Raw genomic sequence first — 19,329 nt, forward strand, 5'->3', positions numbered from 1 at the left:
GCAACTGCGGTTCGAAGTATGACGGATATACATCAATGCAGCGTTTCCTGGCGTAGCCCTGAGATACCTTTCAGGGATTGCCATGTTAAGATGCATTCAATTAAATGATGCTCTGAATTTAAAAATATAACCCTGGTGTGTAATTTTTTAATTGTCTCAGCGGTATCTCCCCCAGTCAGGAGGAAATCCGCAAGATCGTTATAAAATCCCTTTACGTTATTATATTCCCCGGCCAGCATCCTCCTGGCAATCTCAACAAATTCTTTTTCTGATAACAAAGGATAGGTTGAGCGATCCATATTGTTTCCCTGCTGTTGTTATTATCGTGTATTGCTGTGTGTGAATGAGTTATACCGTGTTTTAATTAAATTAACACCATAAGAAAACTCCTATAAATAAACTTCATAAATAAATGGTTTCAGATTTTGCATCTGAATAGATAAGGCGATCGATTTACTATTTATTAGTCTTTGTCGACAGTTTGCGACAATGACAAGTCAGTGGAATGGACGAAAATATAAAAACATCGATAAATCAGAGTGCGTCAGCGGACATATGGGCTACCTCACCAGGAATTTTCCTGGTAAGGAGACTTTAGCCAGACTTGTGAATAGTGAAAAAACCCGCTTAAAAAATCGTACAACTGTTAAATACTGCTGCGTAAAAAAAAGAAATTTTCTTATTGGTTGATTCCAACGCAAGTTAAAGCCATGGCAAAAATTAATAATATATTGATTCTAATGGGTTAAAAGATGAAGAAGTTGATCCAGATCGCGCTTTACCCAGGCAACATCCTGCGCGAATTTCTCATCAGACATCAGCGGTTGACGATAAACCACCATCACAATTTCCGCCCCTTGCTCGTTGGCTATCACCCGCATGGGCATGTAAATCTCTTTGCCGGTACCGGTATCAATCCAGTGATCCATAACCCCAAAAGGGTTGTGGGGCGTGAAGCGGATTTTTACCGTCCCTTCGGGACCTTTCGCTCGCCAGTAGCTTCCTTCCTGGGTCAGGGTGCTGGCGCTGAGTCCGCTAGCCCATTTGGCAAAGCATTCCGGCTTCCAGATGGTTTCATATAAATCTAACCAGTGACGAGGAATGGTTAGCGTGACTGTCTGAGATGGCAGCATGGAACCTCCTGTTGAGCAGATAACGCCGGTTTGACGCGGCAACAACGTGCAAGGCTGCGTTCAACAAGGCCCTGCAACATTTTGTACCTTAACTGAAGGTAAGCGGGCTGGAAATGGCCCGCTCATGGAAGTGTGGCGTCACAGAGGTTTCAGGGGGAAATGCGATGATCAGATAAACTTGCCGCGCCCTTGAATATCGAGGGTCTCTGCACTGCCATCTGGTTGGCGCAGGACAAAATCATCGGACTGTGCCACGACTGCGCAGCTGTGATTAGGGAAGATGCGCAGAAGAGAACCTAATGCGGGTGCCCGATCGTCGTACTGTAAAAAGCCGTGTTCTTCCGACAGCTTCAGCACTTCATACTGGTTACCCTGCTCATCAACGGCAATACCGAAGCCGCTGGCATTGGTGCCGTGTGGGCCTTTGTCCGAGCTGAGCATTTTCGAACCGGCATCGATAATCGCGTAGTGCGGATTGACCGCCACCACCCGCGTGACCACGCTGAGTGCCAAGGCATCGGGTTCACATAAACCCAGGCGGAGGGCGGTGAGATCCAACAACGCATAGTTCCCCGGGCGAATTTCGTCACTGCCTTCGGTGACCGGTGCAGCTAAAGCCGTTGGCGTGGAGCCCACTGAAATCGGGCAAGGCGTTATGCCCGCCGTGTTAAGCCGCTGCTGTACGTCGCGCATCAATGCCATTTCCTGCAGTGCCACATTGGCGATGGCTGCAGCATTGCCCGCGCCGTATGCATGGCCCGCATGAGACACCAGGCCGGCAAAAAAGATACCCGCATTCTGGATCTGTTGAGCCAGTGTGGCGGCTGCGTCACTGTGCGGATCGATCCCCACACGATGCAAACCGACATCGACTTTAATCGCGATAGCGACATCGCCAGTTGGCTGGCGCTGGCAGGCATCCACTATGGCCGCCACACCCGCTGTGCAGTCTGCGATAAAGGTAATACGTGCCTGATGCTGGCGGGCAACGGCCAGCATCTCGGTCAATGTGTCGGCATGGACCACGGGATACGCCAGCAACAGATCACGCTCGCCGCCGAGGATAAAAGCGATACCTTCACTTGGTTTTGACACGGTAATGCCGCGCGCGCCCAACTTGCGTTGTTGCTCAGCAATCCAGACACTTTTATGCGTTTTGATGTGCGGACGCAGTGCCACACCAGCGGCATCCGCTTTTTGCTGCATAAGTTGCAGATTGCGTTGCAGGCGTGCTGCATCAATTTCGAGGTAAGGAGTGAGTCGGTCAGCGATAAGCGGCCGTAACCAGCCAGCGTTAGCATTCAGTTCCATCATGATAGTCCGCGGGTTATTCCAGATGCGGACTATCATTCATCAATGCGTGGCCGAATGCCAGCCGCGCTTATCCCTGCGCAGCAGGGGTGCCATTCTGGAAGCCACCCCCCAGATCTTCAATTAGCACCACTGCCAGATTGATCTGCTGTGCCTGTAACGCCACCAGTTTCTGGTCGGATTCAATCAGCTGGTTTTGGATGGTAAGCACATCCAGATAAGGTCGCAGACCTGCCGTGTATTCACGATTCAAATCATCCCATGCGCTGTGAATCAACTGATTGGCGCTCTGCTGCTGAGCCAACTGCTCCTGAATCGATTGCAACTGTGTGATGGTATCGCTGATGTTGCCGAGTGAACCGATCAATAATTTATTGTACTGCGCGACCGCAAGGTCCCAGTTGGCATCACTCTCCGCCAGATCGGCGCGGCGCTTGCCAGCGTCAAAGATGGGCAGGGAGAGGCTGGGCCCCACATTGAAGAAGCGACTCGGCGCTCCAAAGAACGCATCGCCAAGCAGTGAACGCGTACCCGCCTCTGCCACCAGGTTGATGTTGGGATAAAACTCTGTTTTGGTTGCGGCGATCTGCTTCGAGGCCGCTTCCACACGCCAGCGTGCCGCGACGACATCCGGACGGCGTCCCAGCAACTCGGCGGGAATGTTGTTCGGCAGTGTTGCCGCGATCGGAACCGCCATCCTGGCGGGTTTCAGCTGGTGCCAGTAGTCTGGCCCTTTACCAATCAGTGTTGAGAGTTGAATTCCGGCATCGGTTACGTTCTGCTGGGCTTCGGTCAGGCTGGCTTCTGCGGTTTTCTGCTGTGAAAGTGCCTGCTTATATTGATAGTCAGAGGTTAAACCCGCGCTGACATACTGCTGCTGGATTTTAGCAATCCCCTTAGAGCGATCGGCGTTCTGCTTTGCCAGTTCAGCGTTTGACCAGGCCAGATTGAGGTTGTTCCAGGCGCGCGTCACGTTGGCGGCGAGCGTGAGCTGGCTGGCCTGGCGATCAAGCTCGCTGGCGCGCGCCTGTCCCAGTGCGGCTTCAGCGGCATCTTTCTTACCGCCCCACAAATCGAAGGTGTAGCTCATGCCAATATTGGCGGTGCGCAGCGTGCTGTAGCTCTTGCCCTGTAGCAGCGGGTCATCCACTTTCGCCACGCGAGAACGGGTAATACCGGCATTCAGGTCAACGTCAGGATAACGTTCAGCATCAGCAGCAATCACCTGTGCATTGGCTTTATCAGCCTGCGCGTTGACGACCTGTAAATCAGGGCTGGAGGTCATGGCATCAGCGATCAATCGATTGAGCTGCGCATCGTTAAAGTTTTGCCACCACGCTGTTTTTGGCCAGTTTGCCGCACTGAAATGTGCATCTTTCAATGATTGGTTGGCCTGCAGTGAGTTGGCATCAAGCAGCGTGTTATACGTGTGTAAGCCATGCGGGTTGGCACAACCGGCCAGCAAGGCGCTGGCAATGGCAAGCGCGAGCAGTTTGGATCTAAATTGCAGAGTCATGTGTTTGGTCAGAATAGGAGAGAGCAGACCATTACATGAGTCTGTGCAAATTTTGACAAACTTGTTTTTCGTTAAGAATGGTTGGCAAATGTGAGCGGCAGGAAGGCGCAGCAGGTGGGAACCTGCTGCAACAAGAGATTAGATGTAAAGCGATGCCTCACCCGGTGGGCGAGTTTTAAAGCGACGGTGCAGCCACAAATACTGCTCTGGCGCACGCAGGATCTCTTTCTCAATCACTTTATTCATATAAGCCGCCGCAGCCGCTTCATCTTCATAAGGATAGTTTTGCAGCTCTGGCTGAATAATCAGCTGATAGCCGCTCTTGTCGCTATTACGGATCAGCACAATGGTCAGCATGGCCGGTTTCGCCAAACGCGACAACACGAAAGTGCCGTTGGTGGTAGCCGCTTTCTCAACGGCAAACAACGGAGCGAATACGCTGCCTTTCGGGCCGTAATCCTGATCCGGTGCGAACCAAACCGCTTCGCCCTGTTTCAGCGCCTGCACCATGCCACGTAGATCGCGACGATCGATCATCGCCTTGTTCGATCGCATACGGCCTTTGGTTTGCGCCCACTCCATCGCCTGATTATTGTGCGGGCGATACATCGCCATCATCGGCTGGCACAAGCCCGTAATACGTCCACCTAATTCCAGCGACATAAAATGCACGCCAATCGCCATCACACCGCGATGATTTTGTTGTGCATTCTGCAGGTTGTGCAGACCTTCAACGTGAAAATAGCGGCGCACGCGCGCATCGGACCAGAACCAGGCGATACCGGTTTCCGCCAATGCCATGCCCAGCGACTCAAAATTGCCTGCGATCAACACCTCTTTGTCTTCCTCATTAATATGTGGGAAGCAAAGTTCAATGTTGCGACGCGTAATGCGCTCACGACGCTTCAGAAAGTGGCGTGACAGCTTGCCGGCAGAGGCGCCAAGCCGTATCAAAATGGGATAAGGGAGTTGCACCAGCAGCCAGAGTACACCCAGACCAAACCAGGTAAACCAGTAGCGGGGATGCAAAAGTTTGGAACAGAACTGCCCGTTTTTCTTCATAGCGCCTTCAGGGAAAGAGTGAATGTATCGCGCAAAGAAGGGTGTCCATGAATTCCTGGCGGTACGACTGTGCTAATTACGACCAGTAGATTAGCAAATAGTGCCTTCAAAGAAACGTAATCTCTGCAATCTTCAGGATTGAGGGGTTTGATTGAGGAGGGAACTATGCGGCAAAAATTAAGCTAAGTGATCTTTTTTTATCATTAATAACATGAGGTTGTTTTCATGTTGTGTCGTCAGTGACTCTCTCCACAATCGTGGATTTGGTCAAAAAATATCATACAAAAATACGCATCCTTTCAAATGCCTTACATTGCGTAATTTAAAAAATCGGCTAGCGTTGCGAAATCAGGTCGTGAGCGACAGAAATCCTGCGCAAGCTGAGTGCCTGCGCAGGGACAGTGTTACCACCAGGCTTCTATCTGTGCGCCAAACGCCACTTCGCTACCTGCTCCTCTGCTGAAGGTTTTAGCTGGCGAATCGCGCAGGGCGATATTTTTGCGCCAGGCACTCTCGCTGGCGTCCGCATAGCCCCATTTCTCATTCCATTTGGCATAAGTGGTGTATAGCCGAAGTGCAGGGCGTGACCAGATGCTTTCACCCGCCTGCCATTGCTGGGCCAGTGTAACCTTATACTGCTGATTCTTTTCGCTGATTTGCTGTGATTTGACCCGGTCATAGCCCAACTCAACCAGGGTGCTCATGATCGGTGTCCATTTATACATCGGGCGGATGCCAGCACTGTACCAGGTGGTGCCGTTATGGTTTTCCCGATCGATATTCTGGTAAAGCCCGACATACATCAGGCTCCATTTATCATTGATATCGATAGCGCCATGGTTGATGAGTCGAAGCATATGACCGTTATTGTCCACGCTGGCCCCTTCTGGGCGCCCGGTGGTGATTGATGTCATCGCATCGGTCGCATACTGCACCGCAAATTTGTTAAATCCGCCTTCTAACGATTGCGTATGCTGTGCCGTGGCCATCCATCCCCGGGATGAAGCCCCCTCTGCGAGTGAGAACCCTTTTTGCACTTGCGCACGTCCGTAGTCGACACCGAACTCCAACTGGCCATTGCGGTTGGTATCGATCTCCGCAAGGCGTACATCAACGGTGTCATTAATGGTGGGCTGCCACTTCATCTGGTTTTCAATAAATCCCCATGATCCGCCTGCTTCGGTATTGCGCGTCACCGCTAACGAGAGTTTGCCCAAAGGGGTGTTGATATGTTCTAACCCAACGCCTGGACCAGAGATATCCCAATAGTAAAAATCAATCATATGCACATCATGGCGCTGATAGAGGCGTTTACCTGCCCATAATGTTGACCCTGGTAAGGCATCGATAATGTTTTTTCCCTGAACATTGGCTTCACGAAAATTGGGTGTGACGCTCTCGACATCATTCTGTTGAGAGACGGCATAAGCCAGATTGGTATCGAGATAAAAGCGCTGATCGTTCTCTTCCCATAAAGACTGGCCTAGCTTGAGTTCCGCATAGGTTTCGCATTCATTACCCAGCCGGTAGACTCCGTTGGCGCCAGTGGTGCGGGCGCACTTCTGCTCACCGCCTTTACTACTCCAGCCGATGCCAGACCGCGCGTAACCGCCGAAATCGACCGCCAGTGCGGGGTCCGCAATAATGCATCCCAGAAGGGGAATGAGGCGTAGGGATTTTCCTGGTTTTTTCATTGTTATATCCTTTTATTTCATTGTTTTATTTAGGGTTGAGGTAAAGGCATTCGTAGGGGCGCAGCGTGTTTTTACACGCAGACGGCGGGTAATTACCGAGCAATACATCGCCAGATAACAGTTCGCTATCGACCTCCAGATGGGTAGGACTGAGATTGGCGATCACCTTGAGTGTCGGATGGCCGAATGCGTTGCGGGTGTAGCACCACAAGGAGGGATCGGTGGGCCGTAAATCACGGTAATCCCCGGCGGTGATCACGGGTTGAGTTTTGCGTAACTGGATTAGCCGTTGATAGAGGTAAAAAACGGAGTCGGGGTCGGCCAACGCCTGCTCCACGTTGACTTGCGCTACGTTATCGCAAAATGAAATCCAGGGCGTGGCGCGGGAAAATCCGCCATGAAGTGACGCATCCCACTGCATAGGCGTGCGGCCATTGTCTCGCGACTTACTGGCGAGGATCGGCATCAGCTTGTGCTCATCCCCACCCTGAGATTGCTGCGCAGTGAAAAGATTGAGCGTCTCAACATCACGGTACTGTGAGATGTCGCTAAACCCTGGATTGGTCATACCGATCTCTTCACCCTGGTAAATGAAGGGCGTGCCTTGCATGCCGTGCAGAATCATGGCCAGCATTTTGGCGGAGCAGGTACGCCACTCACCGTCATGACCGTAGCGAGAAACGATGCGTGGCTGATCGTGATTACACCAAAACAGGGCATTCCAGGCATGGCCATGCATGCCTTGCTGCCACTGGTTAAAAATCGCTTTCAGCGCGATAAAATCAGGTGGAGTGAGACTCCATTTTTCACCATTGAGGTAATCCACTTTCAAGTGGTGAAAATTGAAGGTCATGGATAATTCGCTGCCATCCAGTGCAGCGTACTGACGGCAGTGTTCAAGCGACGTAGAGGACATTTCACCCACCGTCATCAGTTGCTGGGGCTGGAAAACGTCACGGCTAAATTCGCGTAAATAGTGGTGGATGTGTGGGCCATCGGTATAGAAACGTCGCCCGTCACCGTGGGAGTCATCAGGGAAATCAGCGTGTTTAGAGACTAAGTTGACGACATCAAGCCGCAGACCATCTACGCCGAGGTCAGCCCAAAACCGACAGATATCTTTTAAGGCTTCACGTACAGGCGGATGCTGCCAGTTTAAGTCAGCCTGCTGGGGGCTAAACAGATGCAAATAATAGTGCTGACTCTCCTCATGCCATTGCCAGGCGCTTCCACCAAATTTTGATTGCCAGTCATTAGGCGCAACCCCTTGAGATCCGCTGTGCCAGAGATAAAAATCCCGATAATCACTGTCTGGATTTTCTGCCTGCTTAAACCAAGGGTGTTGTGTGGAGGTGTGGTTAAACACCATATCCATTACCACGCGAATCCCCAATTGATGCGCGGCGTGGATCAGGCGTTTAAAGTCTTCTAACGTGCCGTAGAGCGGATCAATGTTGCAGTAGTCGGCAACGTCATAACCGTTGTCGACCTGCGGTGAAACATAAACAGGAGTGAGCCAGATGGCATCCACGCCCAGGGTTTTCAGATACCCAAGTCGCTGAATGATGCCATTGATATCGCCAGTGCCACTGCCCGTGCTGTCCTGAAAACTTTTTGGGTAGATTTGATAAATCACCCCATTTTTCCACCAAGGGATCTCATTCAGCTGTGCCATAACCTGTTTCCTGATGACGTGCCGCAGCAGATTTTGACGAGTGGAATTTGTGTCGGTAGATGAGAGAAGTGAGCGCAACAGGCACCAGGATGGCAATTAACATCGCCAGTGCAAAAATGCCCCAGAACTGCGGTTTGATAGAAAGGATGCCAGGCAAGCCTCCCACGCCAATACCGTTGGCATTAACACCATACAGGCCGCATACCAGTGCAGCACAGGCCGATCCGATCATCGCGCAGAGCATGGGAAAACGGTATTTCAGGTTAATCCCGTACATCGCGGGTTCTGTCACGCCGAGGAAAGCGGAGATCGCCGCCGGCACCGAAATTTCGCGCTCTTTCTGCTTCTTGCTGATGAGAATGATCCCCAATACCGCGGATCCCTGCGCAATATTCGACAGGGCGATCAGCGGCCAGAGCGGAGTCCCGCCAGTGCTTTGCAGCATCTGCATATCAATCGCCAGTGTGGTCTGATGCACACCGGTGATCACCAGCGGTGCATAAAGAAAACCGAACAAGGTCGCACCGATTGGCGCGAACGCCCCTGACATAACGCTTTTCACGCCCCACGCCACAGCATCACCTAACATACGACCGAAAGGACCGATAAGCGCGTGGGCAAGGAAAACCGCGATGAGCAGTGTGGAGATCGGTACGATGACTAAATGCAGAAAATCAGGGATGGCCTTTTTGAAACGGTTTTCAATGAGTGCAAGGGCAAGACCCGCCAACATCGAGGGAATGACCTGAGCCTGATAACCGACTTTTTCAATGGTGAACCAACCGAGTGACCAGGTATCAGGGAGCTGCTGCCCCAGACCATAGGCGTTCATCAATTGCGGTGAGACAAGGGTGATGCCGAGCACGATGCCCAGTATCTCTGTGCCGCCCATTTTTTTGACCGTGGACCAGCACACCGCAACCGGCAGGAACATAAAGATGGCTTCGCCGGGCAACCAGAGCAGGTCATACAACGTTTGCCAGACCGGGGAGATTTGCGCCAGGGTTTTGCCATCGCTAAATGGGATATCACCGATGACATTGCGAAAGCCGAGAATTAAGCCACCGCTTATCAAAGCGGGCAACAGCGGAAAGAAAATCTCAGCAAAGTGGGAGATGGCACGCTCGAACACACTCATGTTGTTGCGTGCGGCAATCTTCACGGCTTCTTTGTTCTGTTTATCACCGCCGGTCAGGCGTAACAGCGTGCTGTAGTAATCGCCAACCTGGGTGCCAATAACGACCTGAAACTGGCCAGCATTGGTGAAACAACCTTTCACCATCTCCAGAGTTTCAATATTTGCCGGGGAAGCCAGTGAGGGATCATGCAAAACAAACCGCAATCGTGTAATGCAGTGACTCACACTCGCGATATTGTCTTTACCTCCCACATACTCAATTAAGCGTTCAACATCCTGTTGCGGGTTTGTGCTCATTTTTCTATGCCTTAAGCTGCAGAATTAACACCGCAGAAAGCCTTATTTACTTTCTACGCATCTGGCGCAGACATTACACAAAGCGTCGCTGCAATAATTGGGAACGTTCCCAATGGTGTGTGTTTCTTCACATAAAAAATGGGAACGTTCCCAAATCTGAGCCAGAGATCACATTGGTCATGGGTGACGGGTGCGGTTAATCCTGCGGATGCAGCGTGGGGGAGAGCAGATGTTGTTGAGGGTTTAAGTTGCCCGCGAGCTGAGAAATTAGCTGTCTGACAGCCACTTCCCCGCTGTTTTTATAACCGGGTTGTACAGAGAGGGTGAGGGGGAAGATGAACTCTAATAAGGCATTACTGCCCACACAGCCAACCTGTACATGGCTGATGGCATGCTGCTGCAGGTATTTCTGAACACCTAACGCAATCGTATCAGAAGCACAGATGACCGCTTGGGTATGGGGTTTCAACACCTGAGCGGTGAGATCAAAACCGCTCTGATAGCTAAGATCACCCAGCGCCATTGTCACTTCAATATGATGTTGCTGGCATTGCGTGAGGTAAGCCTCTGAACGCTGCTGGCCTGTGGTGGTATCGCTGGCTTCCACGCCAATATAGCTAATATGCCTGACATTTTTTTCAATAAGCTGAAGCATGAGGAGCTGGATCGCCCCGGCATTATCATATTCGACCGATGAGATTCCAGGCATACCCTGCGACACTAGCACGGTTTTGTGTTGCCATTGTTCAAGCACAGTTGGGCTTAACGTCGAGAAACCAAAAAGAATCAGACCATCGATGTTGCGCTTTTCCAGCAGTTGTAAATGTTCAGCGACCCGCTCCGTGCTGAATTGGCTTTCAAGAATGATTGGGTCATAACCCTGTTCATATAACAACGGCAGCATAGCGCGGACGGACTGTGTTTCTGCCGGAGAGTCCAGTCTGGAAACAATAATCGCGACGATTTTGTCACTGCCGCCTCGCATCGATCGCGCTGATTTTGACGGGCTGAAATTCTGATCCTGCACCACTTGAAGGACTTTGAGACGAGTCGCTTCGCTGACGCCCCCTTCATTATTGATCACGCGCGAGACGGTCGATTTACCGACGCCACTCAAACGGGCGATATCTTTTATGGTAAGACGGTTATGCATAGTTTCGCGTAGCGGTGTCAATTAAGGGGTTGGGGAGTGCAAGTGTACCCTTTTCACGTAAAGGCTTCAGCGCAAAGAGTAGGTCAAGCCCCCAGGTGCGGGACTTAACCTCGTCAAAGGATGTTACTCGATATTCTGGATCTGCTCGCGCATCTGCTCAATCAGTACTTTCAGCTCGATCGCTGAAGCAGTGATATCCGCATTGATTGACTTGGAAGCCAGCGTGTTCGACTCGCGGTTGAACTCTTGCATCATAAAGTCGAGGCGACGTCCCACGGCTTCTTTCTTCTTCAGAATGTTATAGGTTTCTTTCACGTGCGCATCGAGGCGATCCAACTCTTCTGCCACATCAACGCGCTGCGCCATCATCACCAGCTCTTGTTCAAGGCGATTGTTTTCCAGCTGTACTTCAGCTTCTTCCAGCTTTGTGATCAAACGCTCGCGCTGCCATTTCAATACATCCGGCATTTGCGCACGCACTTTACTCACTTCCTGAGAGACACCCTCCAGACGCTGTTCGATCAACGTTTTCAGCGCGTTGCCTTCGCTTTCGCGTGCCACGATAAAGTCATCGAGTGCACCATCCAGTGCCGCCAACAGCTCGGTATTGATGGCATCGAGATCCTGCTCTTGTGCTGACATCACACCCGGCCAGCGCAGGATATCCAACGGATTAATTGCGCCTTCATCGGTTTGCAGCTTCACCCAGTTGGCAGCACGCACCAGCTGTTTCGCCAGCGCTTCGTTGAGCTGCAGTTCGCCCTGCGCAGAAGGGTCGGCATCAAAGCGCAGGTTGCACTCGATTTTGCCGCGCGTCAGACGGTTGCGGATACGTTCGCGGATTACCGGCTCCAGGCCGCGAAATTGCTCGGGCAGACGGATGTACGTTTCCAGGTAACGCTGGTTCACCGAACGGAGTTCCCAGGCGGCGCTGCCCCAGTTGCCTTTGGCTTCGCGGCGGGCGTAAGCGGTCATGCTGCGGATCATAAGCTTGTACTCATTTTCAGGAATGTTCCCCGCATTATAGTGACGGTAGCCAAACCATGATAGGCGTATGCGTAATGAGCGTACCTCGTGGGCGACTTTCGGTGAAAAGGATGACGGATCAACCCTTCTCACCCTATGATGTTCTGTGTGATACCTAAAATTCTGAGGCTATGATGTTGAATAAATTGGCGATACCATTGGTACTTGTCCTCTCTCTGGCAGGATGCCAGGCACCCTCTACCTCCCATGAACAGATCCCACCAAATACCGCGCCGGTCGCCGTGTGTGGCTCGGGCGACATCATGATGCAAACCACCTTGTGGTTCGGTATGAACAAGCCTAAAGGTGGCACGGTGAGCAGCAGTGAATGGCAACAGTTTGTTGATAACGACGTGACGCCGCGCTTTAAAGACGGGCTTTCCGTGTATGACGGTAAAGGGCAATGGCTGGGCGAAGGGGGCAAACTGGCGCGTGAAAACAGTAAGGCTTTGATGCTGATTCATCAGCCTGACCGCTCAAGCTCAGAAAGCATCAACACATTACGTGACATCTATAAAAAGCGATTTGATCAGGAATCCGTGATGCGCGTCGATGCGCTGGTGTGCGTGGCGTTTTAGCGAAATGAGCAGGGCGCACCGTTTAAGCGCGCCCTGAAAACCTTAAATGAACAGGCCAGCAAACGCGGCGGACAGCAAGCTCACCAACGTTGAGCCATAAACCAGCTTCCAGCCAAAGCGCGACACAACGTTACCTTGTTTCTCGTTGAGCCCTTTAATCGCACCGGCCACAATCCCGATCGACGCAAAGTTGGCGAACGACACCAGGAATACCGACAAAATACCCAGCCCGCGTGGTGTCATCTCTGCTGCCACTTTTTTCAGCTCAATCATGGCAACAAATTCATTGGCGACCAGCTTAGTCGCCATGATGCTGGCGGCCTGCAGTGCATCGGCGGTCGGAATACCGATCAGCCACGCAAAGGGATAGAACACGTAGCCAAGTAACTGCTGGAAGCTGTAGCCAAACACGGCAGAGAACAGCGCATTGATGGCGGCAATCAGCGCGATAAAGCCAATCAGCATGGCTAAAATGATCATCGCCACTTTAAAGCCAGCCAGAATGTATTCCCCCAGCATTTCGAAGAAACTCTGGTCTTCATGCAGCTTATCCAACGCGATGTGTTCTTCATTTTCCGGGCGAGTAGGGTTGATGATCGACAAGATAACAAAGGTGCTGAACATATTGAGCAGCAGGGCGGCAACTACATATTTGGCATCAATCATCGACATGTAGGCGCCAACAATCGACAGTGAAACCGTCGACATCGCCGTCGCTGCCATGGTGTACATGCGACGTGCCGAGATATCGCCCAAGATACCTTTATAGGCGATGAAGTTCTCCGACTGACCCAGAATCAAGGTGCTGACGGCGTTGAAAGACTCCAGCTTGCCCATACCGTTGACTTTAGATAACAGAGTACCGACCACGCGGATCAGCAACGGCAGAATGCGCCAGTGTTGCAGAATACCAATCAGCGCGGAGATAAACACAATCGGGCAGAGTACGCCGAGGAAAATGAATGCCAGGCCCTGTTTTGCCATGTTGCCGAACACAAAATCGGTGCCTTGTGCAGCAAAGGTCAGTAAGGTCTCGAAAAAGCCGCCGACGGCGGTCACCACTGACTGGCCACCGGCCGAATGCAGGAAGAACCAGCCAAGCGCGGCCTCAACAATCAATAATTGAATAATAAAGCGCGGACGAATCTGTTTACGGTCATGGCTGACCAGCAGCGCAAGGGCAAAAATCACCCCCAGCGCCAGCAGGAAATGGAGTATCGCTGTCATCATTTGTCTTTTTATTTGAAGGAAAGGGCGCATTTAGCCACAGCTGCGGCTAAATTTCATCCGGGATTGTCGCTCACGCGGGCAGGACAGCCGGGTGGGAAGTCCGTATAATGCGCAGCCAAACCTAAGCAAGCCGGAGAGAAACCATGCGTCCAGCAGGCCGTAACGCATCTGAAGTGCGTCCCGTCACCCTTACTCGTCACTACACCAAACACGCTGAAGGCTCTGTCCTTGTCGAGTTCGGTGAAACCAAAGTGCTGTGTACCGCCACTGTTGAAGAAGGTGTGCCGCGCTTCCTCAAAGGGAAAGGTCAGGGCTGGGTCACCGCTGAATATGGCATGCTGCCGCGCTCAACCCACAGCCGTATGGCGCGTGAAGCGGCGAAAGGTAAACAAGGTGGGCGCACGCTGGAGATTCAGCGTCTAATTGCCCGCTCGCTGCGTGCAGCAGTGGATTTAGAGGCTTTGGGTGAATTTACTATCACGCTGGATTGCGATGTGATTCAGGCTGATGGCGGCACTCGCACCGCATCCATTACCGGCGCTTGCGTGGCCTTGGCCGATGCGCTGAATGCGCTGGTGGAGGCCGGTAAACTGAAAGCCAACCCGATGAAAGGCATGGTTGCTGCCATTTCTGTCGGGATTGTGGGCGGTGAAGCGCTGTGCGATCTGGAGTATGTGGAAGATTCCGCGGCTGAAACCGACATGAACGTGGTGATGACAGAAGATGGCCGCATGATTGAAGTACAGGGCACTGCTGAAGGTGAGCCGTTCAGCCATGAGGAATTACTGCAGTTGCTGGCGCTGGCGCGAGGCGGCATTGAGCAGTTGATTCAGGCGCAAAAAGCAGCGTTAACAAATTGATTTAACAGGCGACCACAGAGTCGCCTTTTCTTTATTTGAGGAGTGAGAAATGAAAGCCTGGCAGCGTCAGTTTATTGAATTCGCCCTGAACAAAGGGGTTCTGAAGTTTGGTGAGTTCACACTGAAATCGGGTCGTAAAAGCCCGTATTTCTTTAACGCCGGTTTGTTCAATACAGGACGTGATTTAGCGCTGCTGGGACGTTTTTATGCGCAGGCACTGGTAGACGGTGGTGTGGACTTCGATCTGCTGTTTGGCCCAGCTTATAAAGGCATTCCGATTGCGACCACCACCGCGGTGGCGCTGGCCGACCACCATGACCGTGACGTGCCTTATTGCTTTAACCGCAAAGAAGCCAAAGACCACGGCGAAGGTGGCTTGCTGGTGGGCAGCCCGCTGCAGGGTAAAGTGATGCTGGTGGATGATGTGATCACCGCAGGCACGGCAATTCGTGAATCCATGGATATTATCAGTGCGCATAACGCGACGCTGGCGGGCGTGATGATTTCTCTGGATCGTCAGGAGCGTGGACGGGGTGATATCTCTGCCATTCAGGAAGTCGAGCGCGACTACCAGTGCAAAGTAACCGCTATCATTACGCTGGCGGAGCTGATTGACTACCTGGAAGAGAAGCCGGAGATGGCGGACCATCTGGCGAAAGTGCGAGCCTATCGGAAAGAGTACGGGATATAATCTCGCTGTATGATGACGGTCGCCATGAATGGCGACCCTACTGCGACGTTTCGTAGGGTGCGCTTTGAGGTGCACCCACTCATGATTACACTAACTGCGCGGCCATCAATGGCCAGCGGGTGTCGAAATCCGCGGTGGGACGGAAGCGGAATTCAGAGCGCACATAACGCGACAGTAACCCTTCACAAAACGCCAGCAGTTGGCTCGCCAGCAGCGTTTCATCGGTTTGGAAACCATCACCTTCACGCATTTTTTTCTCACGCATCACCTGACGTAGCTGCACCTCAATGCGTTCAAACAGCTGGTTAATGCGCCCTTGCAGGCGATCCTGTTCAAACATCAGCGCGTGCCCAGTCAGAATGCGCGTCAGCCCGGGATTACGCTCACCAAATCCCAGAATCAATTGCACGATAAGACGCAAGCGGGCAACTGTTTCTTTTTCATCTTTCAGGATCAGATTGATGCGAGTAATCAGACTGTCTTCGATAAATTCGATCAGGCTGTCGAACATGCGCGTTTTGCTGGGGAAATGACGATACAGCGCCGCTTCCGAAACGCCTACATTGGCTGCCAGCTTGGCGGTGGTGATGCGCTGACTGCCATCGCTCGACTCCAGCATTTGCGCCAGCGCCTGCAAAATCTCTTCGCGACGATTCCGTTTCGCGACTTTTTTTTCTGCCATGACCTTCAAGACCCCTGAGATTCACCAAAAACAGGCAATACTGCCTCATCTACCACAAGCGCAATGGCCTGTGGCGATGAGAAATAAAAAGATGGCTTAGCGAAAAGTGTCGCGTGTTACTGGCGGCCAGAGTGACCAAAGCCGCCTGCACCGCGATCGCTGGTGTCGAATTCTTCTACCAGATTGAATTCGGCTTGCACAACGGGTACGAACACCAGTTGCGCCAGGCGGTCACCAGGTTGCAGAGTGAAGCTGTCCTGACCACGGTTCCAGACCGACACCATTAACTGACCCTGATAATCGGAGTCAATTAAGCCGACCAGGTTACCCAGCACGATGCCGTGCTTATGACCCAGGCCCGAACGCGGCAGAATCACTGCTGCCAGTGAAGGATCGGCAATATGAATTGCCAAACCGGTAGGCACCAACGTGGTCATGCCTGGGGTGATCTCCAGAGCACCATCCAGGCAGGCGCGAAGATCGAGGCCTGCAGAACCTGGGGTTGCATAAGTTGGCAGCGGGAATTCATTACCCACACGCGCATCAAGAATTTTAACGTCGATTTTTTTCATCATAACGGCTGACAATCTCGTCTATTAATTGTTGGCCAAGGAGCGTCTTATCACTGAGCGGTAAGACTTTCTCTCCTTCCTGCCAAAAAAGGTGAAGAGCATTGGTGTCGCTATTGAATCCCTGTCCGGCCTGCGCCACATCGTTGGCGCAAATCAGGTCCAGGTTTTTCCGCACCCGTTTTTGCCGCGCGTATTCTTCCACATTCTGGGTTTCGGCAGCAAATCCCACCACATAAGGGCGATTTTTCTGCAATGCGGCAACACCGGCGACAATGTCTGGGTTCTTCACCAACTGCAGCGTGACGTTATCATCGCCACCCTGTTTTTTGATTTTCTCTGCGGCAATGGATGCCGCCCGGTAGTCTGCCACGGCAGCACTGGCAATGAAAATATGTTGTTGGCTGATTTGCGCCATCACGGCGGCTTCCATTTCCAGTGCACTGCCCACATCAACACGCTTCACGCCCGCCGGTGTTGACAGCGAGACCGGGCCGGACACCAGTGTCACGTTGGCACCGCGTTTGACTGCCGCCGCGGCAATGGCGTAACCCATTTTTCCCGAGCTGTGATTACTGATATAGCGCACCGGATCAAGCGCTTCACGGGTTGGACCGGCGGTGATCATAATGTTGAGATGTTGCAGATCGTTGACGGGCGCCGCCCATTCAAGTGCATAAGCCACAATGGCCAGTGGATCAAGCATACGCCCAGGGCCGATATCACCGCAGGCCTGGCTGCCGCTATCCGGGCCCCAAATCAAGACGCCACGTTGATGTAAACGCTGCAAGTTCTCTTGCGTGATGGCCGCGCGATACATTTGTTGATTCATGGCGGGCACGATGGCCAGGGGCGCTGCGCTGGCGAGGCAGGCCGTCGTGACCAGATCGTTAGCCATACCTGCGGCGAGGCGCGCGATCAGGTCAGCCGTGGCGGGAGCCAGCAGGATCAGGTCAGCCCATTTGGCCAGCTCAATATGGCCCATTGCCGCTTCGGCGGCGGGGTCGAGCAGATCATCAAATACCGGATAGCCAGAAACGGCTTGTAAGCTCAACGGCGTAATAAACGCTTTCGCGGCTTCGGTCATCATCACACGCACGTCAGCGCCGCGATCGCGCAGCCGACGCACCAACTCAGGAGCTTTATAAGCAGCAATGCCGCCGCTGACACCGAGCAGAATTTTTTTACCGGCTAATCCCGTCATGTTTCTGGCCTCAACTCAAAACGGATTGCTGCGTCACACGCGGCAGATGGAGGGAACTTTATCACAAAATCCGCTACTCGCCTTTTCACTGCCTGCGGCCTTTGCGAGCCGTCTCTGAAATCGCAACCTGCTTGCTGGTGTGAAACCTGGCTGGCGCGCACAATCGCCACTTCGCAGGGAGGGCAAGGCAATGACAGAACTGGCACCACGGGAAAAGCTGGCGTTAAAGGGCGCGGAATCACTGAGCGATGCAGAACTGCTGGCAATATTTTTGCGCACGGGCAGTCAAGGCACCAACGTGATGCTGCTGGCACAGCTGATGCTCAATGAGTTTGGTTCACTTTATCGCATCATGACGGCGAGCCATGAGGCGCTGGGGAAGATCAAAGGGTTGGGCTCGGCGAAGATTACGCAGTTGCATGCGGTAGCTGAGCTGGGACGGCGCTTTTTTGCCAGCCAGCTGGCACGGGAAAATGTGATGGAAAATCCGCAGGTGACGCGTCATTACCTGCAAAGCGTGTTGGCGCATCAGGAACGCGAAGTGTTTATGGCGCTGTTTCTGGATAACCAACATCGTGTCTTGCAAGCACAGAAGATGTTTTCCGGTACCATTGCCAGCGTTGAGGTACATCCACGTGAAATTGTGCGTGAAGCGCTGAAACTCAACGCCGCTGCCGTGATTCTGGCGCATAATCACCCTTCTGGCATCGCTGAACCGAGTCGCGCCGATCGCGATATCACCGGTAAAATCGGGCAGGCTTGTGCCTTACTGAATATTCGTTTGCTTGACCATTTGGTGATCGGTCGCGGCGAGTACACTTCTTTCGCTGAGCGCGGCTGGCTGTAAAACATGCGTCTGGTTGGGCAGAAATGATGCATTTTCGCGCGATCCATAGGGATCTTTATCTGTTCGGGACTTGAGCACACCGCCTGAGCGGCGTATACTACGCCACCTTTGAGAATCTCGGGTTTGGCGTTTGGGTCAGCTTAGCGGGTTCACATGGAACTCGCCTGGCGGGCTAAGGCCTGACGAGGCGGCCAAAACCTAGTTTTTAAAGCTCGAGCTTATTTGATTTTTGGAGAATAGAAATGTCACGAGTCTGCCAGGTAACTGGAAAGCGTCCGGTGACGGGTAACAACCGTTCCCACGCAATGAACGCGACGAAACGCCGTTTCCTGCCGAACCTGCACTCTCACCGTTTCTGGGTTGAGAGCGAAAAGCGCTTCGTTACTCTGCGTGTATCTGCTAAAGGTATGCGTGTTATTGATAAAAAGGGCATTGATACGGTTCTGACCGAAATCCGCGCCCGTGGTGAGAAGTACTAAGGAACTGAATCATGGCTAAAGGTATTCGTGAGAAGATCAAGCTGGTTTCCTCTGCTGGTACAGGTCACTTCTATACCACCACGAAGAACAAGCGCACTAAACCAGAGAAATTAGAACTGAAAAAGTTCGATCCGGTTGTACGTCAGCACGTGATCTACAAAGAAGCCAAAATTAAGTAATTTTG

General features: G+C 52.4%; 20 protein-coding genes. 6 read left to right on the forward strand and 14 right to left on the reverse strand.

Annotation, left to right across the window (positions count from 1 at the left end):
- Positions 1-32 precede the first annotated feature (32 nt).
- From LK04_RS19295 to LK04_RS19340, 10 genes are all read right to left on the reverse strand, one after another.
- Positions 33-299 carry a hypothetical protein gene (locus tag LK04_RS19295; RefSeq protein WP_039328111.1) on the reverse strand — a complete coding sequence of 89 codons (267 nt, stop codon included), beginning with the start codon at positions 297-299 and terminating at the stop codon, positions 33-35.
- Between the two features lie 438 nt (positions 300-737).
- A complete protein-coding gene (locus tag LK04_RS19300; protein WP_039328114.1) occupies positions 738-1,133 on the reverse strand; it encodes a hypothetical protein in 396 nt (131 codons plus the stop codon).
- 168 nt (positions 1,134-1,301) lie between these two features.
- Complete coding sequence (locus LK04_RS19305; RefSeq protein WP_039328117.1) at positions 1,302-2,447, reverse strand: alanine racemase; 1,146 nt, start codon at positions 2,445-2,447, stop codon at positions 1,302-1,304.
- A 67-nt stretch (positions 2,448-2,514) separates the two neighbouring features.
- On the reverse strand, positions 2,515-3,960 hold the full coding sequence (locus LK04_RS19310; RefSeq protein WP_039328120.1) for an efflux transporter outer membrane subunit: 1,446 nt from the start codon (positions 3,958-3,960) through the stop codon (positions 2,515-2,517).
- 138 nt (positions 3,961-4,098) lie between these two features.
- Positions 4,099-5,022 carry a kdo(2)-lipid IV(A) palmitoleoyltransferase gene (gene lpxP / locus LK04_RS19315; protein ID WP_039328123.1) on the reverse strand — a complete coding sequence of 308 codons (924 nt, stop codon included), beginning with the start codon at positions 5,020-5,022 and terminating at the stop codon, positions 4,099-4,101.
- A gap of 404 nt (positions 5,023-5,426) precedes the next feature.
- Complete coding sequence (locus LK04_RS19320; RefSeq protein WP_039328127.1) at positions 5,427-6,716, reverse strand: maltoporin; 1,290 nt, start codon at positions 6,714-6,716, stop codon at positions 5,427-5,429.
- 25 nt (positions 6,717-6,741) lie between these two features.
- Complete coding sequence (gene treC, locus LK04_RS19325) at positions 6,742-8,391, reverse strand: alpha,alpha-phosphotrehalase (protein WP_039328130.1); 1,650 nt, start codon at positions 8,389-8,391, stop codon at positions 6,742-6,744.
- Positions 8,375-9,826, reverse strand: coding sequence for a PTS trehalose transporter subunit IIBC (gene treB / locus LK04_RS19330; protein WP_081998048.1), 1,452 nt, complete (start codon positions 9,824-9,826; stop codon positions 8,375-8,377). Before treB ends, treC begins: the two co-directional genes overlap by 17 nt.
- Positions 9,827-10,022: 196 nt before the next feature.
- Positions 10,023-10,979, reverse strand: a complete 957-nt coding sequence (gene treR, locus LK04_RS19335) for a trehalose operon repressor TreR (RefSeq protein WP_039328132.1) — start codon at positions 10,977-10,979, stop codon at positions 10,023-10,025.
- Positions 10,980-11,102: 123 nt separating this feature from the next.
- A complete protein-coding gene (locus LK04_RS19340; RefSeq protein ID WP_039328135.1) occupies positions 11,103-11,966 on the reverse strand; it encodes a YicC/YloC family endoribonuclease in 864 nt (287 codons plus the stop codon).
- A 173-nt stretch (positions 11,967-12,139) separates the two neighbouring features.
- On the opposite strand from LK04_RS19340, the gene LK04_RS19345 reads away from it, so the two are divergent.
- Positions 12,140-12,583, forward strand: coding sequence for a DUF3574 domain-containing protein (locus tag LK04_RS19345; RefSeq protein WP_039328138.1), 444 nt, complete (start codon positions 12,140-12,142; stop codon positions 12,581-12,583).
- A 42-nt stretch (positions 12,584-12,625) separates the two neighbouring features.
- Here LK04_RS19345 and LK04_RS19350 read toward each other — a convergent pair whose 3' ends face one another.
- A complete protein-coding gene (locus tag LK04_RS19350; protein WP_039328314.1) occupies positions 12,626-13,810 on the reverse strand; it encodes a NupC/NupG family nucleoside CNT transporter in 1,185 nt (394 codons plus the stop codon).
- 146 nt (positions 13,811-13,956) lie between these two features.
- Here LK04_RS19350 and rph point away from each other — a divergent pair, with 146 nt between their 5' ends.
- Both rph and pyrE read left to right on the forward strand, forming a co-directional pair.
- Positions 13,957-14,673: a ribonuclease PH gene (gene rph / locus LK04_RS19355; protein WP_039328141.1), complete on the forward strand. Its 717-nt coding sequence runs from the start codon at positions 13,957-13,959 to the stop codon at positions 14,671-14,673.
- A 49-nt stretch (positions 14,674-14,722) separates the two neighbouring features.
- The gene (pyrE, locus tag LK04_RS19360; protein ID WP_034823839.1) at positions 14,723-15,364 is read left to right on the forward strand and encodes an orotate phosphoribosyltransferase; all 642 of its coding nucleotides are present in this window, start codon (positions 14,723-14,725) and stop codon (positions 15,362-15,364) included.
- Between the two features lie 85 nt (positions 15,365-15,449).
- Here the strand turns inward: pyrE and slmA are convergent, their stop codons facing one another.
- From slmA to coaBC, 3 genes are all read right to left on the reverse strand, one after another.
- Positions 15,450-16,046, reverse strand: a complete 597-nt coding sequence (gene slmA, locus LK04_RS19365; protein WP_039328145.1) for a nucleoid occlusion factor SlmA — start codon at positions 16,044-16,046, stop codon at positions 15,450-15,452.
- Positions 16,047-16,162: 116 nt separating this feature from the next.
- The gene (gene dut / locus LK04_RS19370) at positions 16,163-16,621 is read right to left on the reverse strand and encodes a dUTP diphosphatase (protein ID WP_039328147.1); all 459 of its coding nucleotides are present in this window, start codon (positions 16,619-16,621) and stop codon (positions 16,163-16,165) included.
- Positions 16,599-17,819 carry a bifunctional phosphopantothenoylcysteine decarboxylase/phosphopantothenate--cysteine ligase CoaBC gene (gene coaBC, locus LK04_RS19375; protein ID WP_039328151.1) on the reverse strand — a complete coding sequence of 407 codons (1,221 nt, stop codon included), beginning with the start codon at positions 17,817-17,819 and terminating at the stop codon, positions 16,599-16,601. The genes dut and coaBC overlap by 23 nt, the downstream gene beginning before the upstream one ends.
- Positions 17,820-18,009: 190 nt before the next feature.
- Here coaBC and radC point away from each other — a divergent pair, with 190 nt between their 5' ends.
- From radC to rpmG, 3 genes are all read left to right on the forward strand, one after another.
- A complete protein-coding gene (radC, locus tag LK04_RS19380; RefSeq protein WP_039328154.1) occupies positions 18,010-18,666 on the forward strand; it encodes a RadC family protein in 657 nt (218 codons plus the stop codon).
- A gap of 242 nt (positions 18,667-18,908) precedes the next feature.
- On the forward strand, positions 18,909-19,145 hold the full coding sequence (rpmB, locus tag LK04_RS19385) for a 50S ribosomal protein L28 (protein ID WP_007885297.1): 237 nt from the start codon (positions 18,909-18,911) through the stop codon (positions 19,143-19,145).
- 11 nt (positions 19,146-19,156) lie between these two features.
- A complete protein-coding gene (gene rpmG / locus LK04_RS19390) occupies positions 19,157-19,324 on the forward strand; it encodes a 50S ribosomal protein L33 (protein WP_001051798.1) in 168 nt (55 codons plus the stop codon).
- The last annotated feature ends 5 nt before the right edge of the window (positions 19,325-19,329 follow it).

It is taken from the genome of Pantoea vagans (assembly GCF_001506165.1).
Lineage (GTDB): Bacteria > Pseudomonadota > Gammaproteobacteria > Enterobacterales > Enterobacteriaceae > Pantoea > Pantoea vagans_C.

Bases quoted from the DNA above. Each gene is read 5' to 3' on its own strand.
- treB (WP_081998048.1), bottom strand. From the start codon at position 9,826: ATGAGCACAAACCCGCAACAGGATGTTGAACGCTTAATTGAGTATGTG.
- pyrE (WP_034823839.1), top strand. From the start codon at position 14,723: ATGAAAGCCTGGCAGCGTCAGTTTATTGAATTCGCCCTGAACAAAGGG.
- radC (WP_039328154.1), top strand. From the start codon at position 18,010: ATGACAGAACTGGCACCACGGGAAAAGCTGGCGTTAAAGGGCGCGGAA.
- LK04_RS19320 (WP_039328127.1), bottom strand. From the start codon at position 6,716: ATGAAAAAACCAGGAAAATCCCTACGCCTCATTCCCCTTCTGGGATGC.
- rph (WP_039328141.1), top strand. From the start codon at position 13,957: ATGCGTCCAGCAGGCCGTAACGCATCTGAAGTGCGTCCCGTCACCCTT.
- LK04_RS19340 (WP_039328135.1), bottom strand. From the start codon at position 11,966: ATGATCCGCAGCATGACCGCTTACGCCCGCCGCGAAGCCAAAGGCAAC.
- coaBC (WP_039328151.1), bottom strand. From the start codon at position 17,819: ATGACGGGATTAGCCGGTAAAAAAATTCTGCTCGGTGTCAGCGGCGGC.
- LK04_RS19345 (WP_039328138.1), top strand. From the start codon at position 12,140: ATGTTGAATAAATTGGCGATACCATTGGTACTTGTCCTCTCTCTGGCA.
- dut (WP_039328147.1), bottom strand. From the start codon at position 16,621: ATGATGAAAAAAATCGACGTTAAAATTCTTGATGCGCGTGTGGGTAAT.
- LK04_RS19350 (WP_039328314.1), bottom strand. From the start codon at position 13,810: ATGACAGCGATACTCCATTTCCTGCTGGCGCTGGGGGTGATTTTTGCC.
- treC (WP_039328130.1), bottom strand. From the start codon at position 8,391: ATGGCACAGCTGAATGAGATCCCTTGGTGGAAAAATGGGGTGATTTAT.
- LK04_RS19305 (WP_039328117.1), bottom strand. From the start codon at position 2,447: ATGATGGAACTGAATGCTAACGCTGGCTGGTTACGGCCGCTTATCGCT.
- lpxP (WP_039328123.1), bottom strand. From the start codon at position 5,022: ATGAAGAAAAACGGGCAGTTCTGTTCCAAACTTTTGCATCCCCGCTAC.
- LK04_RS19300 (WP_039328114.1), bottom strand. From the start codon at position 1,133: ATGCTGCCATCTCAGACAGTCACGCTAACCATTCCTCGTCACTGGTTA.
- LK04_RS19295 (WP_039328111.1), bottom strand. From the start codon at position 299: ATGGATCGCTCAACCTATCCTTTGTTATCAGAAAAAGAATTTGTTGAG.
- treR (WP_039328132.1), bottom strand. From the start codon at position 10,979: ATGCATAACCGTCTTACCATAAAAGATATCGCCCGTTTGAGTGGCGTC.
- LK04_RS19310 (WP_039328120.1), bottom strand. From the start codon at position 3,960: ATGACTCTGCAATTTAGATCCAAACTGCTCGCGCTTGCCATTGCCAGC.
- slmA (WP_039328145.1), bottom strand. From the start codon at position 16,046: ATGGCAGAAAAAAAAGTCGCGAAACGGAATCGTCGCGAAGAGATTTTG.
- rpmG (WP_001051798.1), top strand. From the start codon at position 19,157: ATGGCTAAAGGTATTCGTGAGAAGATCAAGCTGGTTTCCTCTGCTGGT.
- rpmB (WP_007885297.1), top strand. From the start codon at position 18,909: ATGTCACGAGTCTGCCAGGTAACTGGAAAGCGTCCGGTGACGGGTAAC.